This is a genomic window from Streptomyces sp. NPDC111744 (assembly GCF_055634995.1).
Window position 1 is genome coordinate 639,812 of sequence record NZ_JBVKCG010000002.1, and the last position, 19,689, is coordinate 659,500.

Consider the following 19,689-nt stretch of genomic DNA (forward strand, 5'->3'; position numbering starts at 1 on the left):
GCCCCGCCTCCTCCGAAAGAGGCGGGACTCAAGGGACACCTGAGGTCACCTCAGGGCCGGTGGCGCCGCCTTGGGTGACGTACCCCACTCTGACGGGCGCGGGCCGACCGTGAACGCCAGCGACCGCAGGGTGCGCAGCGAACCGTTCGTCAGATAGGTCCGGCCGTAGTCCGATCCGTCGACCCGGGCCGTCTGGACGTACCGGTCGCGGGCCGAGGTACCGGGGGCGGTGACCGTGAATCCGCCGCTCGGCCAGTAGCGGCGGTCGACGCGGACGTCGACCCGGTCGAAGACGGGCGTGGACAGGCCCCAGGTGCCGTATCCGGGCTGGACGGGGAAGAGACCGATGGACGAGAGCACGTTCCAGGCGGACATGGTGCCGAGGTCGTCGTTGCCGGTCATCCCGGACGGCCCGTCGGTGAAGAGGGTGAGCGCCGCGTGCACCACGTCGGTGGTCTTCCAGGGCTGGCCGGTGGAGAGATAGGTGTACGGGGCGATGAGGTCGGGTTCGTTCATCGGGTTGTAGACGGCCGCGTTGTAGTAGGCGTAGGCGTTGCCGTGCACCCACACCTCGCGCGCGGTCTTCTCGGGGTCGGCGAGCAGCCTGTCGTAGGCGAAGAAGGAGTCGAGCCGCGTGTTGGTGGCGCGCTCGCCGCCGATCAGGGAGATCACGCCGGGCAGGTCCTGCGGGACCAGCCACTGGTACTGCCAGGCGGTCCCCTCGTGGAAGCCGATGCCGCGAGCCGGGTCCGGGTCGCCGGTGAAGGCGCCGGAGGCGTCCCGGGCGCGGAAGAAGCCGGTGGAGGGGTCGAAGATGTTGCGGTAGTTCTGCGCCCGGGTGGCGTAGCGGGCCGCGTCCGCGCCATGGCCGAGGTCCCGGGCCATCTGGGCGAGCATCGCGTCGGACAGCGCGTACTCCAGGGTGACGGAGGCGCCGTGGTCGTAGTCGGAGTCGCCCACCTTGGCGTGCGGGCGGCCCTTGGCGTACGGCGCGAAACCGTCGGCGAGGTACTCGGCGTTGGCCTCGCGGCCGACGCCCGGGTTGGCGGCCGGCGGCACGCCGTCGGCGTTCCTGCGCAGCGCCCGGTACGTCCGCTCCTCGTGCCCCTTGAGCAGGCCCATCTGGTAGGCGGTGGTCAGGAACGGGGTGACCGGGTCGCCGGTCATGATGTTCGTCTCGACCGTGCCGTAGCCCCACTTGGGCAACCAGCCGCCCTCCTCGTCGACCTTCAGCACCGACAACGCCATGTCCCGTGCCTCACGCGGCGCGAGCAGGGCGAGCAGCTGGGCCTGGGTGCGGTAGGTGTCCCAGAGCGACCAGTTCTGGTAGTAGGTGAACCCCTTGGCGCGGTGGATCCGGCGGTCCCAGCCGGTGTACCGGCCGTCCGCGTCGTCGCCGACGTTGGGCGCCAGGAAGGCGCGGTACAGGGACGAGTAGAAGGTACGGCGGAGGGTCGCACCGCCGCCCTGGACGCGCACCCCACCGAGCCGCCGCTCCCAGGCGTCCCGGGCCTGCCCTCGTACCGCGTCGAACGAACGGCCGCCCTCGGCACGCAGATTGACCTCCGCGCCGCTCGCGTCGACGTACGACAGAGCGGTGGTCGCCTCGACGGTACGGTCCCGGGTGGTGTCGAAACGGACATAGGCACCGTCGGCTCCGGTGCGGGCGCCCGGGGTGATCGTGGTGCCGTTCCAGGTGCCGTAGGCCGTGAAGGGGCGGCTGAAGCGGGTAACCGTGTAGACGGTGTAGGGCGCGGTCTCCCGGCAGAAACCATGGCCGGTGATCCTCGTGCGGACGGTGTGGTCGTCGAGGATCTCGACCTCGCTGCTCACCGGCTTGTGCAGCGCCTGGGCCGCGTTGAGCAGGACGTTGGCCTTGTCGGTGGCCGGGAAGGTGTAGCGCTGGACGCCTGTGCGGGCGGTCGCGGTCAGCTCGGCGCGGACGCCGGAGTCGAGGCCGACGCGGTAGTAGCCGGGGCTCGATTCCTCGTCGGCGTGGTCGAACCCGGCCGCGTACCGGGCGTAGTCCGTCTGTGTGACGTCCCCGGTGGTGGGCAGGACCGGCAGGTCGCCGCCGATGCGGCAGCCGACGCCCGAGAGATGGACCAGGGAGAAGCCGCGGATCCGGTTCTGCGCGTAGTCGTAGCCGGTGCTGTGCCCGGTGTCCGGGGAGAGCTGCACCATGCCGAAGGGTACGGCCGCGCCGGGGAAGGTGTTGCCCTCGTTCTGGGTCCCGATGAAGGGGTTCACCAGGTCGGTGAGGTGGCCGTCGGGCGGTTCGGCGGCCCCTGCGGCGGGGGCGGTGAGCAGCGCGGACGCTGTCAGCACCCCGGCCAGGCACAGCCGTGTGCGCCGGGTCCCTCTCATGTCGGATGACCTCCGAAGGTTCGACATCGTTGCCTGCATCGTGAGGGGAAAAGGCCGTAAAGCCCGGCACATAGGGCTTTTCGCGCGCAGCGCGTCGCGCGACGGGACGCGCGACGGGCGGGCAACGGGTCGGGCCCGGCGCGGAAACCGCGCCGGGCCCGGGGGGCGGAGAGGGGGCTACGAGACCAGCTGGCCCTTCCCGAGGGCGATCACCCCGCCCTTGGAGACGGTGTACAGCTCCGCGTCCCGGTCCGGGTTGACGCCGATGGTGGCGCCGGGCGGGACCTCGACGTTCTTGTCGAGGACCGCGCCGCGCACCACCGCGCCCCGGCCCACGATCACGTTGTCGTGCAGGACCGACCCCTGAACCACCGCACCCGGGTCGACGCGCACGCCCGGTGACAGCACGGACCGGGTGACCTGACCCCGGATCAGGCAGCCCGCACTGATGATGGACTCGCTCGCCATGCCGCCGGCGTTGAAGCGGGCCGGGGAGAGCTGGTAGGAGTGCGTGTAGATGGGCCAGCTGCGGTTGAAGAGGTTGAAGGCGGGCCGCTCGGCGATCAGGTCCATATGGGCGTCGTGGTACGCGTCGAGGGTGCCGACATCCCGCCAGTAGCCGCGGTCGCGGCTGGTCTCGCCGGGGATGTGGTTGGTGCCGAAGTCGTAGAGCTGTGCCTCGCCTCGGGCGGTGAGCTGGGGCAGTATCGAGCCGCCCATGTCATGCACCGAGTCGTCGTCCTCGGCGTCCCGGTGCAGGGACTCGACGAGGGCCTTGGTGGTGAAGATGTAGTTGCCCATAGAGGCGAAGACGGTGTCGGGGGCGTCCGGCAGCCCCGGCGGGTCGGCGGGCTTCTCCAGGAAGGTCTCTATCGTCTGCCCGTCCGAGCCCGGGGTGATCACACCGAACGCCGAGGACTCCACGCGCGGGACGCGGATGCCCGCGACCGTGACTCCGGCGCCGCCCTCGATGTGCTGCTGGAGCATCTGCCGGGGGTCCATGCGGTAGACGTGGTCGGCACCGAACACTGCGACGTAGTCGGGCTGTTCGTCATGGACGAGGTTGAGGGACTGCAGGATCGCGTCGGCACTGCCCAGGTACCAGCGCGGGCCGAGCCGCTGCTGGGCCGGGACCGGGGTGACGTAGTTGCCGAGCAGACTGGACATCCGCCAGGTGGTGGTGATGTGCCGGTCCAGCGAGTGCGACTTGTACTGGGTCAGCACGCAGATGCGCAGCACGTCTGCGTTGACGAGGTTGGACAGGACGAAGTCGACCAGACGGTACGTCCCGCCGAAAGTGACAGCTGGTTTGGCGCGGTCGGCGGTCAGGGGCATCAGGCGCTTGCCTTCCCCGCCCGCGAGCACGATCCCGAGTACCGAAGGCCCACCACGACGCATGGCCGCTCCCCTCACCCTGGTGCTCCATGCTTGCCCTCGGAGCACTCCCGCTAAGCCTGTACCCGGATCGCGTCCAACAAGCGGCCTGCCAGTTACGACTGTTTGAGGATCTCCTCGTAGAGCCGGACCGTGCGCCGCGCCACCGCGTCCCAGCCGAACTCCCCCACGGCGCGCTCCCGTCCGGCCTCACCCATCCGGCGGGCCGTCTCCCGGTCGCCGACGACCGCGTCCAGCGCCCGGGCCAGGCCCGCCTCGAAGTCGTCGCCGAGGTCGACCAGCAGCCCCGTCTTGCCGTCCTCGACGACCTCCGGGATACCTCCGACCCGGGACGCCACCACGGGTGTGCCGCAGGCCATCGCCTCCAGGTTCACGATACCGAGCGGTTCGTACACCGAGGGGCAGACGAACACGGCCGCATGGGTGAGGAGTTGGATGACGTCCGCGCGCGGCAGCATCTGCGGGATCCAGTGCACGCCCTCGCGGACCCGGCGCAGCTCCTCGAAGAGCTCGCGGAACTCCCGGTCGATCTCAGGGGTGTCGGGTGCCCCGGCGCACAGCACCACCTGCACCCCTGGGTCGATGTCCCGTACGGCCCGCAGCAGATGCGGCACACCCTTCTGGCGGGTGATGCGGCCGACGAACAGCACGTAGGGACGGCCCGGGTCAATGCCGATCCGGCCGAGGACGTCGGTGGAGCGGTCCGGCCGGTAGAGGGCGGTGTCGATGCCGTTGTGCACGACATGGACCTTCGCCGGGTCCAGGGCGGGGTAGCAGCCGAGGATGTCCGCACGCATGGCCCCGGAGACCGCGACCACGGCGTCGGCGGCCTCGATCGCGCTACGCTCGGCCCAGCTCGACAGGGCGTATCCGCCGCCGAGTTGCTCGGCCTTCCAGGGGCGCAGCGGCTCCAGGGAGTGCGCGGTCACCACGTGCGGGACGCCGTACAGCAGCTTGGCCACATGGCCGGCGAGGTTGGCGTACCAGGTGTGGGAGTGCACGAGTTCGCGGCCTTCGAGGCCGGCGGCCATGGCGAGGTCCACGGAGAAGGTGCGCAGCGCGTCGTTGGCGGTGTCCAGCGCGGACCAGGGGCGGTGCCGGACGACGCCGATCCCGCGGCCCTCGCCCCAGCAGTGCACCTCCAGATCGACCAGGGGGCGCAACTCCCTGGCGAGGAACTCCACATGAACACCCGCACCGCCGTAGACATCCGGAGGGTACTCCCGGGTCAGCAGTCCCACTCGCACCCGCAACCCCCTGATCTCCACGGCCGGTTGTTCCATGGTCACCCAGATGCGGCGCGCGGGGAAGAGCCCGGTGGTTGTGTGAAACAACAGTCACCGCACACCCCGCCGCCCGGTACCCGGTAGTACAGACAGCAGCTGCGCCGCCGGAAGGCCGGGCCGGTGCGGATGCCGCCGGGACTGAGCAGGGGGTGCGCGAAGAGAGCGTCGACGAGGGTGCGGGTCCGGTCGGCCACCTCGGTCCGGCCGTCGGCTCGTGCCCAGCTGTCCAGCTCGCGGGCGGCGCCGGCCAGCGCGGAGCCCGCGTTGCCCCACAGCAGCCCGGTGGCAACGCCGTACCGGCCCCGCAGAGCCTCCGCCAGGGGTTCGAGATGGCCGTGTACGACGACGTCCGCGAGCGTGGCCGGTCCGGCGCCCGCGGGCAGCGGGCGCACCTCGGTGAGCCACAAGTCGTCGGGGGCGGTGGCACCGGCGTCCCAGCGGAGCAGTCGGGGGTCCAGGTCGGGGAGGCCGTCGTAGCGGGCAGCGCAGCCGAGGGCGACGGACCAGAGCCGGGCGGCCAGCGCCTGGTGGGCGATGGAGGCGGCGACCCGAAGCTCGGGGGTGCGGAGACGGTCCGCCACCAGCCCAACACGGAAAGTTAGGATATCTCCGTAAACATCCGATGTGACTTTTTTATAAGCCTTTGCGAGGCTCGGTAGCTCGGCGACCCACGCCGCCGCCGGCTCTGCGGCCGCCGATCGGAGTGTCCGCAGCACGAAGAATCCGCCGAGCGGCCGGAGCGCGGCGAGATCGGGGTCCAGGTCCACGAACAGCAGTAGTACCAGGCTTGTCAGGAGCCAGGCGCCCCGGACCTCCACCCGGCGTCACCCACCCTGGGGATGATCAGAGACCTCCCCTACTCCATCGGTAGTACGAGGCATTGGGTGCTCAGGTACGACGACGGGAAGCGTTCGGGCGGGGAAAGTGTTGCTCATGGAAGCCGACCGTTCACCGTGCGGGACCGCCCTGCGGCTCCGACTGACGCAGAGGAGCTCCGCATGAGTGCCCTCGCGTTGTCCGTGTTGCTGTCCTTCGTCTCCGCCGTCGCCTACGCCGGCGGAGCGATCGTGCAGGAGCAGGTCGCGGTCACCTCCCCCGACGAGCAGTACGCGCCGCTGCGTCGCCCGAGCTGGTGGGGGGCGATGGCGCTGAACGGCCTCGGTGGCCTGCTGCACGTCGTGGCGCTGGCCTACGGCCCGCTCAGCCTGGTCCAACCGCTGGGCGCGCTCACCATCGTGTTCGCGCTGCCCATGGCGGCCCTGTTCGTCGGCCGCAAGGCCGGATCGACCGCCTGGCGGGGGGCGGTCATGGCCACCGTGGGTCTGGCCGGCCTGCTCTCTCTGGTGGGCTCCTCCGACTCGCACGCCCTGGACTCCGCCGGCCGGGTCGGGGTCGCGCTGGTCACCGGCGGGGCGGTCGTCGCGCTGATGATCGCGGGGCGGGCCGCGCACCGGCACCCGGCGGTACGCAGCGTGCTGCTCGCCGTCGCGTCCGGCATAGCCTTCGGCATGTCCTCGGTGTTCACCAAGGTCGTGGCGATCGACTGGGACGGCGGGATCGTCCTGTCCGACCTGCTCTGGCTGGGCGTGATCGGCGTTTACGCCGTCGCCGGCGTCCTCATCTCCCAGTCCGCGTACCGCGGCGGCGGCCTCGCCTCGCCGCTGGCCACGCTGACGGTGGTCAACCCGGTGCTGGCCGCCGCGGTCGGCATCACGATGTTCGACGAGGCGTTCCGCTACGGCACTACGGGCACGGTGCTGGCGCTGGCCTGCGGTGTGGTGGCGACGGGCGGCCTGATCCTGCTGACGACCGAACGTATCGAGAGCACACCGCACCCGACGGAGTCGGCGCCGCAGCCCGAGGCATCGCCCGAGCCACTGGTCGAGGCACTCGTGGAACTGGCGGAAGCGGGCCTGGCGAGGGCCGGTCATGCGAACGCCGGCCTGACGGAGGCGGGTGTGGCCAAAGCCGGTCTGGCCGAGGCAGGCATGGCCAAAGCCGGTCTGACGGAAGCGGGTCTGGCGAAGGCTGGTCTGACCGAGGTCGGCGTGGCGAACGCCAACCTGGCCAGAGCAGGTCTGGCGGAGGCCGGTCCGACGGAGATGGACCTGACGCAGGCCGGTCTGACAAACGCGGATCTGGCGGAGGCCGACCTGGCCGAGGCGGACCTGGCGAACGCCGGCCTGACGGACTCGGACCCGGCAAACGCCGGCCTGGCCGAGGCGGACCTGGCGAGCGCCGGCCTGACGGAAGCGGGTCCGGCGAACGCCGGTCTGGTCGAGACGGGCCTGGCGGGAGTGCGGGCGGCGGTGGGAGACGGAGCCCTCGTCGGGTCGGTGGACGGCGAGGTCCGACCGGCGCCGGTCGCGATGCCGCAGCAGCGCACCGCGTCTTCGATGGCGGACATGGCCGGCGTCCTGCTCCCCACCGTCGGCTATCTGCCGGGCCAGGTGCTGGACCGGCGCCGGACGCGGGTCAAATCCTGACGCCACCGGCCCGGAGATAGGCGACCGGGTCGATGTCCGTGCCGAAACCGGGCCCCGTCCGCACCTCGAAGTGCAGATGCGGGCCCGTGACGTTTCCGGTGGAGCCCGAGCGGCCGATCCGCAGGCCCGTGGACACGCTCTGGCCGTCCCGCACGGAGATGGCCGACAGGTGGGCGTACTGGGTGTAGCGGCCGTCGGCGTGCCGGATCACCACCTGGTAGCCGTACGAACCGCCCCAGCCGGCGGTGACGACCTGCCCTGCCTCGACCGCCTTCACGGAGGTGCCGGTGGGCGCGAGGAAGTCGACGCCGGTGTGGTAACCCTTCGACCAGTACGAGCCGGACGCGTGATACGGCGTTCCGATCGGTGCGTCGACCGGGGCGACGAGGGAGTGACCGCTGTGGGAGGGGGCCTTCCTGGTCCCGGCCGCCGGCTTGGCCTTGGCCTTCGTCCTGGCCGGCTTGGCTGCCTTGGCCGCCTTGGTGGCATCCGCCTTCTTCGCCGACGACGGGGTCTTGGCAGCCGCGGCGGCCTGGCCCGTAAGACTCAGCCGCTGCCCGGGCAGGATCAGGTCGGGGTCGGAGCCGACCGTGGCGCGGTTGGCCGCGTACAGCCGGTGCCAGCCGCCGGTGACGTCGTGCTCGTCGGCGATCCCGGAGAGCGTGTCGCCGCGCACCACGGTGTACAGCTCGGCCTTGCCGGCCCGGGACTGCGGAGTGGTCTGCGGCTGTACGTCCCGTACCGAACTCTTGGCGGGGCGGGTGGTGGTGCTCTCGGTGTGCACGTCGGGTGTGCCGCCACCGCGGGTGAGCCCCGCCTGGACCGAGCAGACGGGCCAGGCACCCGGCCCCTGCCCGTCCATGACCTTCTCCGCCACGGCTATCTGCTGGTCCTTGGTGGCGAGGTCGGCGCGCGGCGCGTAGCGGGTGCCGCCGTAAGCCTCCCAGGTGGACTGGGTGAACTGGAGCCCGCCGTAATAGCCGTTGCCGGTGTTGACGCCCCAGTCGCCGCTGGACTCGCAGGCGGCGACCTTGTCCCAGGTGGACACGGAGGCCGCTTCGGCGCTCCCGGCGGCGGCCAGCGGAATCGCCAGCCCGGCGCCGCCCGCCGTGACGGTGAGCGAGGCGCGATTGATCCTGTTCGGCTGGTACCGGCGGTGCCGGCCGCGTTCGGCCATGTCTGAGAGCCCCCTCGCCACGCGCGTCAGGAAGGCCAAAAGTAAGCGCCCCGAACAGGCCATGACAAGACAGCAATCAGCCGCCTCTCACACCCGGGGGCACGGCCGTCACGCCGTGAAGCAGCAGGGGCCGCAACGGATTTGACCTGCCGTCATCCCAGTGGGCCGCGCGGCGGTCGTACGGAGTGTCTCGTGAGACTACTGAGGCGTCAGCCCCTGTGGTCCGTATCTGCAAGTGCGGCCGGTCGGACGGCGAGTCAGGATGGCCTTTGGGCAATACTGGCGGCCATGAGGGGCGGCAGCATTCCTTGCACGTTCTACGGGATCGACTTGATCTTTGAGGAGCAGGCGGTATGAGCACTTCGGCGCAGATCGGCGTCACGGGTCTCGCGGTCATGGGCCGCAACCTCGCCCGGAACTTCGCGCGCAACGGCTACACGGTGGCGTTGCACAACCGCACGGTGTCGAAGACACGCGAGCTGGTGGAGAACTTCGGGGACGAGGGCGACTTCATCGCGGCCGAGACCGCCAAGGAGTTCGTGGAGGCCCTGGAGCGGCCCCGCCGACTGGTCATCATGGTCAAGGCCGGTGATCCGACGGACGCGGTGATCGAGGAGTTCGCACCGCTCCTGGAGCCCGGCGACATGATCATCGACGGCGGCAACGCGCACTTCGCGGACACCCGCCGCCGGGAGAAGGCGCTGCGCGAGCAGGGCATCCACTTCGTCGGTATGGGCGTCTCCGGCGGCGAGGAGGGCGCGCTGCACGGGCCGAGCATCATGCCGGGCGGCCCGAAGGAGTCGTACGACTCGCTGGGCCCGATGCTGGAGAAGATCTCGGCGAAGGCGAAGGACGGCGCGCCCTGCGTGACGCACATCGGCCCCGACGGGGCCGGGCACTTCGTGAAGATGGTGCACAACGGCATCGAGTACGCCGACATGCAGCTGATCGGCGAGGCGTACCAGCTGCTGCGCGATGTCGCCGGGTACTCCCCCGCGCAGATCGCGGACATCTTCCGTACGTGGAACCACGGCCGGCTGGACTCGTATCTGATCGAGATCACCGCCGAGGTGCTGTCCCACGTGGACGCGGCGACCGGCAAGCCGTTCGTGGACGTCGTCGTCGACCAGGCCGAGCAGAAGGGCACCGGCCGCTGGACCGTCCAGATCGCGCTCGACCTGGGCGTGCCGGTGTCGGGGATCGCCGAGGCGGTCTTCGCCCGCTCGCTGTCGGGCCACGCGGATCTGCGGGCGGCCTCGCGCGGGCTGGCGGGGCCGAAGCCGACGGCGCTCTCCGAGTCGGAGGCGGCGGCGTTCGCCGACCGGGTGGAGCAGGCGCTGTACGCGTCGAAGATCGTGTCGTACACGCAGGGCTTCCACGAGATCGCCGCGGGCAGCGAGGAGTACGACTGGGACATCGACCTCGGTGCGGTGTCGTCGATCTGGCGGGGCGGCTGCATCATCCGGGCGGCGTTCCTGGACCGGATCCGGTCGGCGTACGACGCGCGGGCGGATCTGCCGAGCCTGCTGTCCGACGAGACGTTCGCCCGGGAGATCGCCGACGCGCAGGACGACTGGCGTGAGGTGATCATCGCGGCAACCCGGGAGGGGGTCGCGGTGCCCGGGTTCTCGGCCGCGCTGGCGTACTACGACGCGCTGCGGGCGGAGCGGTTGCCTGCGGCGCTCACGCAGGGGCAGCGGGACTTCTTCGGGGCGCACACGTACCGGAGGGTGGACCGGGAGGGGTCGTTCCACACGCTGTGGGGCGGGGACCGTAGCGAGGTCACCGCGTAGCTACGCCTGGTCGTTGCAGATGGGCGGCGGGTGAGCTGCGGGTTTGCGCAGTTCCCCGCGCCCCTCCGGGTGGGGGCCGAGCTTGCCGGTCGGGTGCGGCGCCGTCGTGGGTTTTGCGCGGTTCCCCGCGCCCCTTGGGGGCGCGTTCGGGCGGGGGCTGCTATCGGGTGAGGGGTGGGCCCGGTTCCGGGGTGGGGGTGGGTTCTGGGTCCGGGGGGATCGGGGACGGGGTGGGGCCCGGCGATGGTGGTGTGGGGGTGGGGCCTGGGGGTGGCGGGGTGGGGGTGGGGCCTGGGGGTGGTTCGGGGGTCGGGACCGGGCTGGGGTAGGGGTCCGGAGGCTGGGGGTTGGGGGGTGCGGGGGTGGGGGGCGGGTTCGTCATGGTGTCCTCCAGCCAGTGGCTTGACTTCACCTCTGCGGTTTGGTTCCCGCGTACCCGACCGGGGGCCGTGCACTCGCCCGGGCGGGCGTCAGCCGTTGTTGCGTGCCGTCTGGGCTGCCGCCGCCAGGCCCGGGCGTGGGCTGGAGAGGATCGGTACGGTCGTGGTCGTCAGCTGCTGGGCCGAGGTCATCGAGGCCTGCGCGAGGACGATCACGTCGGCGTCGGTCACGGCGTCCGCGGCGGCTGCCACCAGGCGGGCGCATCCCTCGATGTCGCCGGCCTCGAAGTGGGTCCAGGCGTCCGGCACGACCTGGGCACGGGCACGGATCGGGCGGCCCGCGCGGCGGGCCTCGTCCCGCAGCAGGGCCAGGGTGGGAGCCATGGTGCTCTCGACCGTCGCCAGTACGGCGATGCGGGGGCCCGCTGTCACTGCCGCCGTCGCCATCGGGCGGTCGCCTCGGACTATCGGGACACGGACCGTTTCGGCGGCCTGCTCCGCTACCTCGCCGATCGTCGAGCAGGTGCAGAGCACGGCCCGTACGCCGTCCGCCGCCGCCCGTTCCAGGGCCGCCGTGACATCCGGTGCCACCGCCTCGGGGCCCTCCCGGCGGGCCCGGGCCAGGAGTTCCGGTGCCACGAGGTGTCGTAGCTCCAGGCCCGGGTGGTCCTCGTCGCGCAGGGCGTCGAAGACGGGGATGTGGAGAGGGGAGGTGTGGAGGAGGGCGAGCATGTGCGGTTCCTCAGAAGCGGTCGGGGTGGGCGACCAGCCACTCCTTCGCCGCGCGCAGCAGCTCGGGGTCCGGGGTCGGCGCGACGTCGGGGTGGCGTTCGGCCCACCTGACGACGTACGGGCATAGCGGGGCCACCGGGGTGTCCTCGCGCTCGGCGATCGCGTACAGCTCACGGGCGAGGGAGCCCGCGATGCCCTTCCCCTCGTGTTCCCGTTCCACGATGGTGTGGACCGGCACCAGGGCCCGGGAGGGCGACTCCAGCACGAAATACTCGACGTGGCCGACGACTTCGCCGTCGGCGACCGCCTCCAGACGGCCCGCCGCCCGGTCGTCGCGGATCTCGACGTCGCTCATGTCGCCCATGTCGCCCTCCTGGTCCGCCGGTCAGGCCGGGACGGCCTGCGGGCTTCGCTTCTGGTCCGAGCCCGGTGCCGGCTCGGACGGGTCGGCGCCGAGCGCCACGACACGGTTGTCGTGGTCTACGTGCACGACCCGCGGCCGAAGCGTACGCGCCTCGGCGTCGGTGACCTGAGCGTAGCTGATGATGATCACCAGATCGCCGGGGTGGACGAGATGGGCGGCCGCCCCGTTGATCCCGACGACCCCCGAGCCCCGCTCGCCCTCGATGACGTACGTCTCCAGCCGGGCGCCGTTGGTGATGTCGACGATGTGGACCAGCTCGCCGGGGAGCAGGTCCGCGGCGTCGAGGAGATCGGCGTCGATGGTCACCGATCCCACGTAGTGCAGGTCGGCCTGGGTGACGGTGGCTCGGTGGATCTTGGACTTGAACATGGTGCGCAGCATGAAGAGGCTCCCAATACGTCTGCTCCCTGCCTGCCTGCGCAGGTCAAGGGCGGTCTTCGGAGCGTATAACGATTCGCATGGTCAGTCAGCCGGACCCGGGTGTCTCAGGGCTCACACTGACCCATGCCAGGTCGCCCAAGTCAGGACGATAGTCCTCACCCGCCCGCTCAGGCGGAGTCGGTCTCCGACTTCAGTACCAGTCACTGCACTCCCCGGCTGCCGAAGACCTCCGCCGCCCCTGGGACCAGGCCGTCGTCTCGGCTCCAAGGACGCCGCCCCGGCCAGGAGCGTCGCTTACTCCTCCGGATCCCCCAACCAGCCGCGTGCCTGGGCCAGCAGGGCTATCTGGAAGCGGGTCCGTGCGCCCAGTTGTCTGCCCAGATCGCTGATATGCGTCTGAACGGTCCTGCGGCTGAGCCGGAGAGCGCGCGCAATGGCATCGTCCTTCATTCCGGCGGCCATCAGGCGAAGGATGTCCCGCGTCCGGCTGTGCAGGTCGCCATCGTGTCGTGCGGCGCTCTCGGTGGGTGAAGCGGGCCGGCTTTCCAGCGAGAGGGGCACCGCACGCTCCCATACGCTTTCGAAAAGGGCTATCAGTACGTCCAGCAGCGTTGAGGAGTGCACGACGAGTGAGCCCGCGGCGGGATCGTCCCTACGCAGTGGCATGATCGCCGCGGCGCCGTCGAAGATGACCAGTTTCATGGGCAGTCCGGGCAGGAGCCGCAACTCCCCTTCCGCGGCGTTGCCCCCGAGGGCCGTCTCCAGGCATCCGTCGTCCGCGATTCCGTCGCTGTCGTAAACGGACCGGAGCCGTACGCCGGCACGGACCGTGGCGCCCGCAGCGGTCGAGGCATCTGCAGGAGTGACCCGCGAGGTCACATACGGCGGCTTCGCGAAATGCAGCACCTCGTACCGACTGCTTCTCAGAAGGTGCACATAGCGGGCGCCGACCTGTTCGTCGCTCTCGACGACCTCGAAGAGGTCCGAGGCGATCCGTCGGCCCGGGGCCGTGCTGTAGACCTCGTGGAGCTGTTCCGCGTACAGCTCCGCCTTCGCCAACTCCTGTCGTTTACGGGCCAGAAGAGCGCCCAGGGAAGAGCGAGGCGGGCCGGCGCTCCAACGCGTGGGCCGTTCCCCGACGCGTACCGCCAGGAGTTCGGTCTCCAAGGACCTCAGGGCGGTCCGGGCCGCCGCGGCTGACACGCCGATCCCCTCCGCGACCGCGTCCTCGTCCGCGTCCGGATGACTGACCAGGTATTCCAGTGCCTGCCGGGCAAGAGAGCCCAGGCCGGTGCCCGCCCACAGTGCATCCAAGGAGGACGCGTCCATCAGCAACTCCTTGGAAGATCGCACGAGTTGATACCGATGCTACGCAAGTGCGCAACTGCGCGGGCCCGCAGCCGGCGGATCTTGTCAGGCGCGGCCGCCGAGGTGAGGATGATCACAGGTCACCGGCGCGGTGATCGCCGTTTTGATGTCACGACAGAGAATCATTTCCCTCCGGAAATGGCCCGCGCGGTTCTTGAGCGACGGGCCCCATTTGCATGGAGATTTGTTCCCGATCCTGGACCGGGCCCCAATTCGCATGGAATCTGCTCAGGACATGCACATGTAACGCACAGCCTATTGTCAATTGCCCCCTGAGGTAGGCCAATTGATTGCGATGAATGCGACTACCCGCATTCACCGTCGGCCGGGAACCACGTACGGGTCGACCCTTGCAAGGCGAACTGAGGGGCAACGTTTTGCGCACTTCACCAAGGACACGTTCAGCTTTACGCCGAAGAGCCGCCGCCTGCCTGACGCTCCTGAGCGCCGCGGCAATGACGGTCCTGGGCATGCAGATCCCGGCACACGCGGCGGCGCCGTCCGTCGCGTCCGCCTCGGCGGCCTCGGCGGCGAAGAAGAAGGTCGCCCTCGAACCGTCCTGCGCCACCCCCAAGAAGGGCGAGGCCGCCTGCTTCGCCCTGCGCCGCACCGACACCAAGGCCGTCAAGGGCCTGCTGGCCGCCTCCGTCACCCCCAGCGGGTACGGCGCCGCCGACCTGCAGAGCGCGTACAGCCTTCCCGCCGACGGCGGTGCGGGCCAGACCATCGCCATCGTCGACGCCTATGACGATCCCAGCGCCGAGGCCGACCTGGCCGTCTACCGCGAGCAGTACGGGCTGTCCGCCTGCACCGCCGCCAACGGCTGCTTCACCAAGGTCGACCAGCGTGGCGGTACCGACTACCCCGCGCCCGACGCCGGCTGGGCCGGCGAGATCTCCCTCGACCTGGACATGGTCTCCGCGGCCGCGCCGAACGCACACATCCTGCTCGTCGAGGCGGACCAGCCGAGCTTCGAGGACCTGGGGGCGGCCGTCGACCAGGCGGTCGCGCTCGGCGCCAAGTACGTCTCGAACTCCTACGGCACCAACTACAGCAGCACCCCGGGCAGCGGCGAGAGCCCCGACGAGACGACGTACGACGCCCACTACAACCACCCCGGTGTCGCCGTGGTCGCCTCCTCGGGCGACAGTGACTACGGGGTCGCCTACCCGGCCGTCTCCCCCTACGTGACGTCCGTCGGCGGCACCTCACTGGTCCGGGACTCCGGCACCGCACGCGGCTGGTCCGAGTCGGTCTGGAACCGCAACGGCCTCGGCCCGGGCTCCGGCTGCTCCCTCTACGAGTCCAAGCCCGCCTTCCAGACGGACACCGGATGCGACAAGCGCACCGTCGCAGACGTCTCCGCCGTCGCCGACCCGGCCACCGGCGTGGCCGTCTACCAGACCTACGGCGGTGGCGGCTGGCAGGTGTACGGCGGCACCAGCGCCTCCTCACCGATCATCGCCGCGGTGTACGCGGCCGCCGGGACACCCGTCGCAGGCACGTACCCCAACTCCTACCCGTACGCCGCACGAACCGGTCTCCATGACGTGACCGACGGCGACAACGGCAGCTGCACCCCTGCGTACCTGTGCACCGCCGGGGCCGGCTACGACGGTCCGACCGGCCTGGGCACGCCCGACGGCCTGTCCGCTTTCCGCAGCGGCCCGCACGGCAAGCTCTCCGGCACCGTCACCGACGACAGCACCGGCAAGCCGGTCGCCGGAGCCACCGTCACCACCCAGGGCGGCGGCACCGCGCACACTGGTGCCGACGGGGCCTACTCGCTCGTCCTGCCGGTCGGCAGCTACGACATCACCGTCGAAGCCTACGGCTACGCCAGCAGCACCGCCTCCGGCGTGTCCCTCGCCGACGGCGACACCCTCACCAAGAACTTCGCCCTGAAACCGGTCCCCAGCCGGACGGTCTCCGGCAAGGTCACTGACGGCTCCGGCCACGGCTGGCCGCTCTACGCCAAGATCACCGCGGACGGCGTGCCCGGCGGTCCGGTGTGGACGGACCCCCTGACCGGCGCCTTCGACCTGAAGCTGCCCCAGGGCCACGACTACACCCTGCACGTGGACAGCGTCTATCCCGGCTACACATCGCCCACCAGGAAGATCACCGTCGCGGACTCCGACCAGAGCCTGAACGTCCCGGTGCCGGCCGACCCCTGGGCGGCCACCCCTCCCGCCGGATACTCGGTGCGGGACGAAGGCACCACCGAGCCGTTCGACGCGACCGACTCCGCCCCCAAGGGTTGGAGTGTGGTCAACGCCGACGGGACGACCGGCGGCTGGACCTTCGACGACCCGGGCTCGCGCGGCAACACCACCGGCGGTGACGGCGGGTTCGCGATCGTCGACAGCGACCACTACGGCGGCGGAGCGCACCAGGACACGCAACTGCTCAGTCCCGTCTACGACTTCACCGACAACCTCGCACCCGAGATCGCCTTCGCCAACGACTACTGGGCCATCGGCGGCCAGAGCGCGGACGTCGACGCGACCACCGACGGCGGCGCCACCTGGACCACGCTGTGGTCCGCCACCGGCACCACCTTCGGCGCGCAGAAGGTCGAACTCCCGCTGGCGGACTACGCCGGCAAGTCATCAGTGCAACTGCGCTTCCACTTCACCGGCTCGTTCGGTTGGTGGTGGAAGGTTGACAACGTTTTCATCGGCCAGCGCCACGTCACGACCCTCCCGGGCGGCCTGCTCACCGGCGCCGTGACGGATGCCAACACGACAGCGGGTCTGGTTGGCGCCACCGTGACGAGCAAGGACGACAACAAGCAGAGCACCGTGACCCTGGCCACCCCCGACGACCCCGCCCTGGGCGACGGCGTCTACGCCCTGTTCTCCTCCTTCGGCAGCCACGGCTTCACCGCGGTGAAACCGCACTACACCGGAGTCGACAAGACGGTGAAGGTGCGGGCCGACAGCGCGGTCGGCGCGGACTTCGCCCTCGGGGCCGGGCAGTTGACACTGGACAAGACCTCGGTCACCGCGTCGGTCGGCTGGGGCGGGCAGACCACCAAGACCCTGACGGTCAAGAACACCGGCACGGCGGCTGCCACCGTCAAACTGGGCGAACAGCCCGGCGGGTTCAGCATGGCCTCCGCCAACGGCGCCCCGCGCAAGCTGGTCAAGGGCTCGTACTCCCCGCTGTCCAGCAAGGCCGCCGCGACTGCCGCGGACAAGACTGCCAAGGTGACCCCGGGAGCCGCCGGCGACGCCTGGGAGGCGGCCGCCGACCTGCCGGTGAAACTGATGGACAACGCTGTCGCCACCAACGATGGGAAGGTCTACTCCGCCTTCGGCTTCAACGGCAGCGCCGACACCAAGGACATGTACGCCCTCGATCCCGTAGCCGGCACCTGGTCCAAACTGGCCGCCGCGGCGGACACCCGGGAGGACCCCGCCCACGCCTTCATCGACGGCAAGTTCTACGCCGTCGGCGGCTGGGGACCCAGCGGCGCTCCCGACGCCAAACTGGAGATCTACGACCCGGAAAGCGACACCTGGACCACTGGCGCCGCCTCGCCCAAGCCCTACGCCGGCTCCGGCAGCGCCGTGCTCGACGGCAAGCTCTACGTGGTCGGCGGCTGCGGGGCACAGTCCTGTGGCAGCACGGATGTCACCGCCTACGACCCGGCCGCCGACAGCTGGTCCACGGTGGCCGACTACCCGGAGCAGATCTCCTGGAGTTCCTGCGCCGGCATCAGCGGCAAGCTCTACTGCGCCGGCGGTGTGAGCGGCAGCAGCGAGGTCAAGCACTCCTACGTCTACGACCCCGCCGCTGACTCCTGGTCACAGGTCGCCGACCTGCCGATCACCCTCTGGGGCTCCGCCTACACCTCCGCCAACGGCCTGCTGGTGGCCGCCGGTGGCGTCACCAACAACAGCATCACCAACCAGGCCTTCGCCCTCGACCCCCAGGCCGGGACCTGGGCCACCCTTCCCAACGCCGACACCGCCACCTACCGCGGCGGAGGCGCGCTCGGCTTCTTCAAGGTCGGTGGCGGCGTCGCGCTCGCGACTCCCGCGACGACAGTGGAGGTGCTGCCGGGCTACGACCAGGGAGAGACGGGTGACGTCGGCTGGCTGAGCGAAAGTACGCAGCAGCTCACGGTCCAGCCTGGCAAGAGTTCGAAGGTGACGATCACCCTGGACGCCTCCGTGGCGGAGGTGACCCAGCCGGGAGACTTCACCGCCCAGCTGTCCTTCAGCTCCGACACCCCGTACTCCCTGTCGAGGCTCCCCGTGGAGATGCGCGTCGCCCCGCCCAGCACCTGGGGCAAGATCACCGGCACGGTGCTGGGGGTCACCGCCGCCGGCGGTACCGCGCCGATCGCCGGGGCGACCGTCCAGATCGACACCTGGGCGACGAGCTACACGCTGACGACGGACGCCACCGGCGGGTACGCCCTGTGGCTCGACGTCCGTAACAACCCGCTCTCCGTCATCGTCGCCAAGGACGGCTTCCAGCCGACCGTCGCGACGGTGACGATCAAGAAGAAGTCCACTGTCACCAAGAACTTCACCCTCAAGAGAAAGTAGGCCCGGCCGAAAGCCGGGGTGGGCCGCTCGCCAGCAGGTGTCGGCCCACCCCGGCCGGAGCTACTCCTCGCCCCGCTTGATCCAGATCCCAAGCACAGTGAGTCGCGGTTGTCTTTCCGATCTTGAGGGCTGCCCGTCCTACGGGAGTCAGGCAAGACGTTCGAGCGGCAGGCCGAAGGATGGGAACAAGTCGGGCCGGTGGAATGCGAGCACCGCCGACACTCCTGCTTCGGACGGTGTCAGCACCTGCAGGTAGCGCGCGTGGAAGAGGTCGTCACGACCGCGGCTGTACAGGGCGAACGCGGGCTGGCCGTTGGCTGACGTCTCCACCATGACGCGCCGTCCGTCGCCAGGAACCAGCTTGGCCGCGAGTAGACGCAGTACATGCTCTCGGCCGCTGAACCAGGTCGGGACCGGGGGCATTTCCCACCGGACGTCCTGCGTCAGGAGCCCTTCGAGAGTGACCAGGTCCGCCCGCTCGAAGGCTCTGGCGTACTGATCGAGCAGGGCCCGGCGCCAGGGCTCGTCCGGTTCGCTGAACTGGTCCTCGGCCGGGGCGACCCTGGCGAGTTCGGCCCGTGCGCGCTGCAGCGAGCTGTTGACGGCCGCGGTCGTGGTGCCGAACACGGCGGCGACCTCGGACGCCGGCCAGACCAGGACGTCTCGGAGAATCAGAACCGCGCGTTGCCGCGGCGGTAGGTGCTGCAGCGCCGCGACCATCGCCAGCCTCAGGCTCTGCCGAGTCCCCACGACGACTGCCGGGTCGGCGCTCATCAGGTGATCGGGGAGCGGCTCGAGCCAGCTCGCCTCCAGCATCGGCGCGTCCAGGTCGTCCGGATCGGTTCCGGGCGCACCCAGCGCCGAGGGCACCAGACGGCGACTGCTGTGTTTCAGGGCGTTCAGGCAGAGCCGCGTGGCGATCCGGTACAGCCACGTTCTGACCGAGGAGCGCTGTTCGAACTCCGCGAAGCCCTTCCAGGCGCGCACATACGCGTCCTGTACCACGTCCTCCGCGTCGTGCAGCGAGCCGAGCATCCGGTAGCAGTGCGCGATCAGCTCACCGCGGACTTGTGCGAACTCGTCCTCCAGGTTCATCGAAGTTCCTCGACCGGTTCCGGGCCGACGGTCAGGGCGCTGGGCTCCACGCTGTGCCGTACGCCAATGCAGAGTCCCGCCGCCGCGCCGAGCAGCGACAGTACGCCGCTCGCGGCGAAGGCCCGGGTGAATCCGGTGGACAAGGACGCGTAGCCCCCGGCGGCGGCGAAGACCGCGGCCAGGACGGCCACTCCGTCATCGCGCCGACCACTCCACGAGCCGACCACTCCACAATGAGCCTGC

General features: G+C 70.5%; 14 protein-coding genes. 3 read left to right on the plus strand and 11 right to left on the minus strand.

Translation table 11 applies throughout. The annotated features are described in order from the left end of the window. Positions 1 to 45: 45 nt before the first annotated feature. The 4 genes from ACZ7OO_RS07025 to ACZ7OO_RS07040 form a co-directional block, all read right to left on the minus strand. Positions 46 to 2,367, minus strand: coding sequence for a GH92 family glycosyl hydrolase (locus ACZ7OO_RS07025; protein ID WP_471502242.1), 2,322 nt, complete (start codon positions 2,365 to 2,367; stop codon positions 46 to 48). Positions 2,368 to 2,544: 177 nt separating this feature from the next. Then, the gene (gene glgC / locus ACZ7OO_RS07030) at positions 2,545 to 3,765 is read right to left on the minus strand and encodes a glucose-1-phosphate adenylyltransferase (RefSeq protein ID WP_471502244.1); all 1,221 of its coding nucleotides are present in this window, start codon (positions 3,763 to 3,765) and stop codon (positions 2,545 to 2,547) included. Positions 3,766 to 3,857: 92 nt separating this feature from the next. Further along, positions 3,858 to 5,009, minus strand: coding sequence for a glycogen synthase (glgA, locus tag ACZ7OO_RS07035; RefSeq protein WP_471502372.1), 1,152 nt, complete (start codon positions 5,007 to 5,009; stop codon positions 3,858 to 3,860). A 38-nt stretch (positions 5,010 to 5,047) separates the two neighbouring features. Further along, positions 5,048 to 5,833, minus strand: coding sequence for a (2Fe-2S)-binding protein (locus ACZ7OO_RS07040; protein WP_471502374.1), 786 nt, complete (start codon positions 5,831 to 5,833; stop codon positions 5,048 to 5,050). 213 nt (positions 5,834 to 6,046) lie between these two features. Between ACZ7OO_RS07040 and ACZ7OO_RS07045 the strand changes: the two genes are divergently transcribed. Beyond that, positions 6,047 to 7,534, plus strand: coding sequence for a DMT family transporter (locus tag ACZ7OO_RS07045; protein WP_471502246.1), 1,488 nt, complete (start codon positions 6,047 to 6,049; stop codon positions 7,532 to 7,534). Here ACZ7OO_RS07045 and ACZ7OO_RS07050 read toward each other — a convergent pair. Further along, complete coding sequence (locus ACZ7OO_RS07050) at positions 7,524 to 8,711, minus strand: transglycosylase family protein (protein ID WP_471502248.1); 1,188 nt, start codon at positions 8,709 to 8,711, stop codon at positions 7,524 to 7,526. The genes ACZ7OO_RS07045 and ACZ7OO_RS07050 overlap by 11 nt on opposite strands. Before the next feature lie 353 nt (positions 8,712 to 9,064). Between ACZ7OO_RS07050 and gndA the strand changes: the two genes are divergently transcribed. After that, entirely contained in the window at positions 9,065 to 10,504 is a 1,440-nt protein-coding gene (gene gndA, locus ACZ7OO_RS07055; RefSeq protein WP_471502250.1) for an NADP-dependent phosphogluconate dehydrogenase, read from the plus strand. Positions 10,505 to 10,974: 470 nt separating this feature from the next. On the opposite strand, the gene ACZ7OO_RS07060 is transcribed toward gndA, so the two are convergent. The 4 genes from ACZ7OO_RS07060 to ACZ7OO_RS07075 form a co-directional block, all read right to left on the minus strand. Next, the gene (locus ACZ7OO_RS07060) at positions 10,975 to 11,616 is read right to left on the minus strand and encodes an aspartate/glutamate racemase family protein (RefSeq protein ID WP_471502252.1); all 642 of its coding nucleotides are present in this window, start codon (positions 11,614 to 11,616) and stop codon (positions 10,975 to 10,977) included. Positions 11,617 to 11,626: 10 nt separating this feature from the next. After that, positions 11,627 to 11,971 (minus strand): GNAT family N-acetyltransferase, encoded by a 345-nt coding sequence (locus ACZ7OO_RS07065; protein ID WP_471502376.1) that lies wholly within the window; start codon positions 11,969 to 11,971, stop codon positions 11,627 to 11,629. Between the two features lie 30 nt (positions 11,972 to 12,001). After that, positions 12,002 to 12,421 carry an aspartate 1-decarboxylase gene (gene panD, locus ACZ7OO_RS07070; protein WP_471502254.1) on the minus strand — a complete coding sequence of 140 codons (420 nt, stop codon included), beginning with the start codon at positions 12,419 to 12,421 and terminating at the stop codon, positions 12,002 to 12,004. A 294-nt stretch (positions 12,422 to 12,715) separates the two neighbouring features. After that, positions 12,716 to 13,750: a helix-turn-helix transcriptional regulator gene (locus tag ACZ7OO_RS07075; protein WP_471502256.1), complete on the minus strand. Its 1,035-nt coding sequence runs from the start codon at positions 13,748 to 13,750 to the stop codon at positions 12,716 to 12,718. A gap of 494 nt (positions 13,751 to 14,244) precedes the next feature. Here ACZ7OO_RS07075 and ACZ7OO_RS07080 point away from each other — a divergent pair, with 494 nt between their 5' ends. After that, entirely contained in the window at positions 14,245 to 18,351 is a 4,107-nt protein-coding gene (locus ACZ7OO_RS07080; RefSeq protein ID WP_471502258.1) for a carboxypeptidase regulatory-like domain-containing protein, read from the plus strand. A gap of 147 nt (positions 18,352 to 18,498) precedes the next feature. Here ACZ7OO_RS07080 and ACZ7OO_RS07085 read toward each other — a convergent pair whose 3' ends face one another. Continuing rightward, positions 18,499 to 19,446 (minus strand): sigma-70 family RNA polymerase sigma factor, encoded by a 948-nt coding sequence (locus ACZ7OO_RS07085; protein WP_471502260.1) that lies wholly within the window; start codon positions 19,444 to 19,446, stop codon positions 18,499 to 18,501. After that, complete coding sequence (locus tag ACZ7OO_RS07090) at positions 19,443 to 19,637, minus strand: hypothetical protein (protein WP_471502262.1); 195 nt, start codon at positions 19,635 to 19,637, stop codon at positions 19,443 to 19,445. The genes ACZ7OO_RS07085 and ACZ7OO_RS07090 overlap by 4 nt, the downstream gene beginning before the upstream one ends. Positions 19,638 to 19,689: the final 52 nt, after the last annotated feature.

Excerpts from the sequence above, each read along its gene's own strand:
- ACZ7OO_RS07025 (WP_471502242.1), bottom strand. The coding sequence starts at position 2,367 with ATGAGAGGGACCCGGCGCACACGGCTGTGCCTGGCCGGGGTGCTGACA.
- glgC (WP_471502244.1), bottom strand. The coding sequence starts at position 3,765 with ATGCGTCGTGGTGGGCCTTCGGTACTCGGGATCGTGCTCGCGGGCGGG.
- ACZ7OO_RS07045 (WP_471502246.1), top strand. The coding sequence starts at position 6,047 with ATGAGTGCCCTCGCGTTGTCCGTGTTGCTGTCCTTCGTCTCCGCCGTC.
- ACZ7OO_RS07050 (WP_471502248.1), bottom strand. The coding sequence starts at position 8,711 with ATGGCCGAACGCGGCCGGCACCGCCGGTACCAGCCGAACAGGATCAAT.
- gndA (WP_471502250.1), top strand. The coding sequence starts at position 9,065 with ATGAGCACTTCGGCGCAGATCGGCGTCACGGGTCTCGCGGTCATGGGC.
- ACZ7OO_RS07060 (WP_471502252.1), bottom strand. The coding sequence starts at position 11,616 with ATGCTCGCCCTCCTCCACACCTCCCCTCTCCACATCCCCGTCTTCGAC.
- ACZ7OO_RS07065 (WP_471502376.1), bottom strand. The coding sequence starts at position 11,971 with ATGAGCGACGTCGAGATCCGCGACGACCGGGCGGCGGGCCGTCTGGAG.
- panD (WP_471502254.1), bottom strand. The coding sequence starts at position 12,421 with ATGCTGCGCACCATGTTCAAGTCCAAGATCCACCGAGCCACCGTCACC.
- ACZ7OO_RS07075 (WP_471502256.1), bottom strand. The coding sequence starts at position 13,750 with ATGGACGCGTCCTCCTTGGATGCACTGTGGGCGGGCACCGGCCTGGGC.
- ACZ7OO_RS07080 (WP_471502258.1), top strand. The coding sequence starts at position 14,245 with ATGACGGTCCTGGGCATGCAGATCCCGGCACACGCGGCGGCGCCGTCC.
- ACZ7OO_RS07085 (WP_471502260.1), bottom strand. The coding sequence starts at position 19,446 with ATGAACCTGGAGGACGAGTTCGCACAAGTCCGCGGTGAGCTGATCGCG.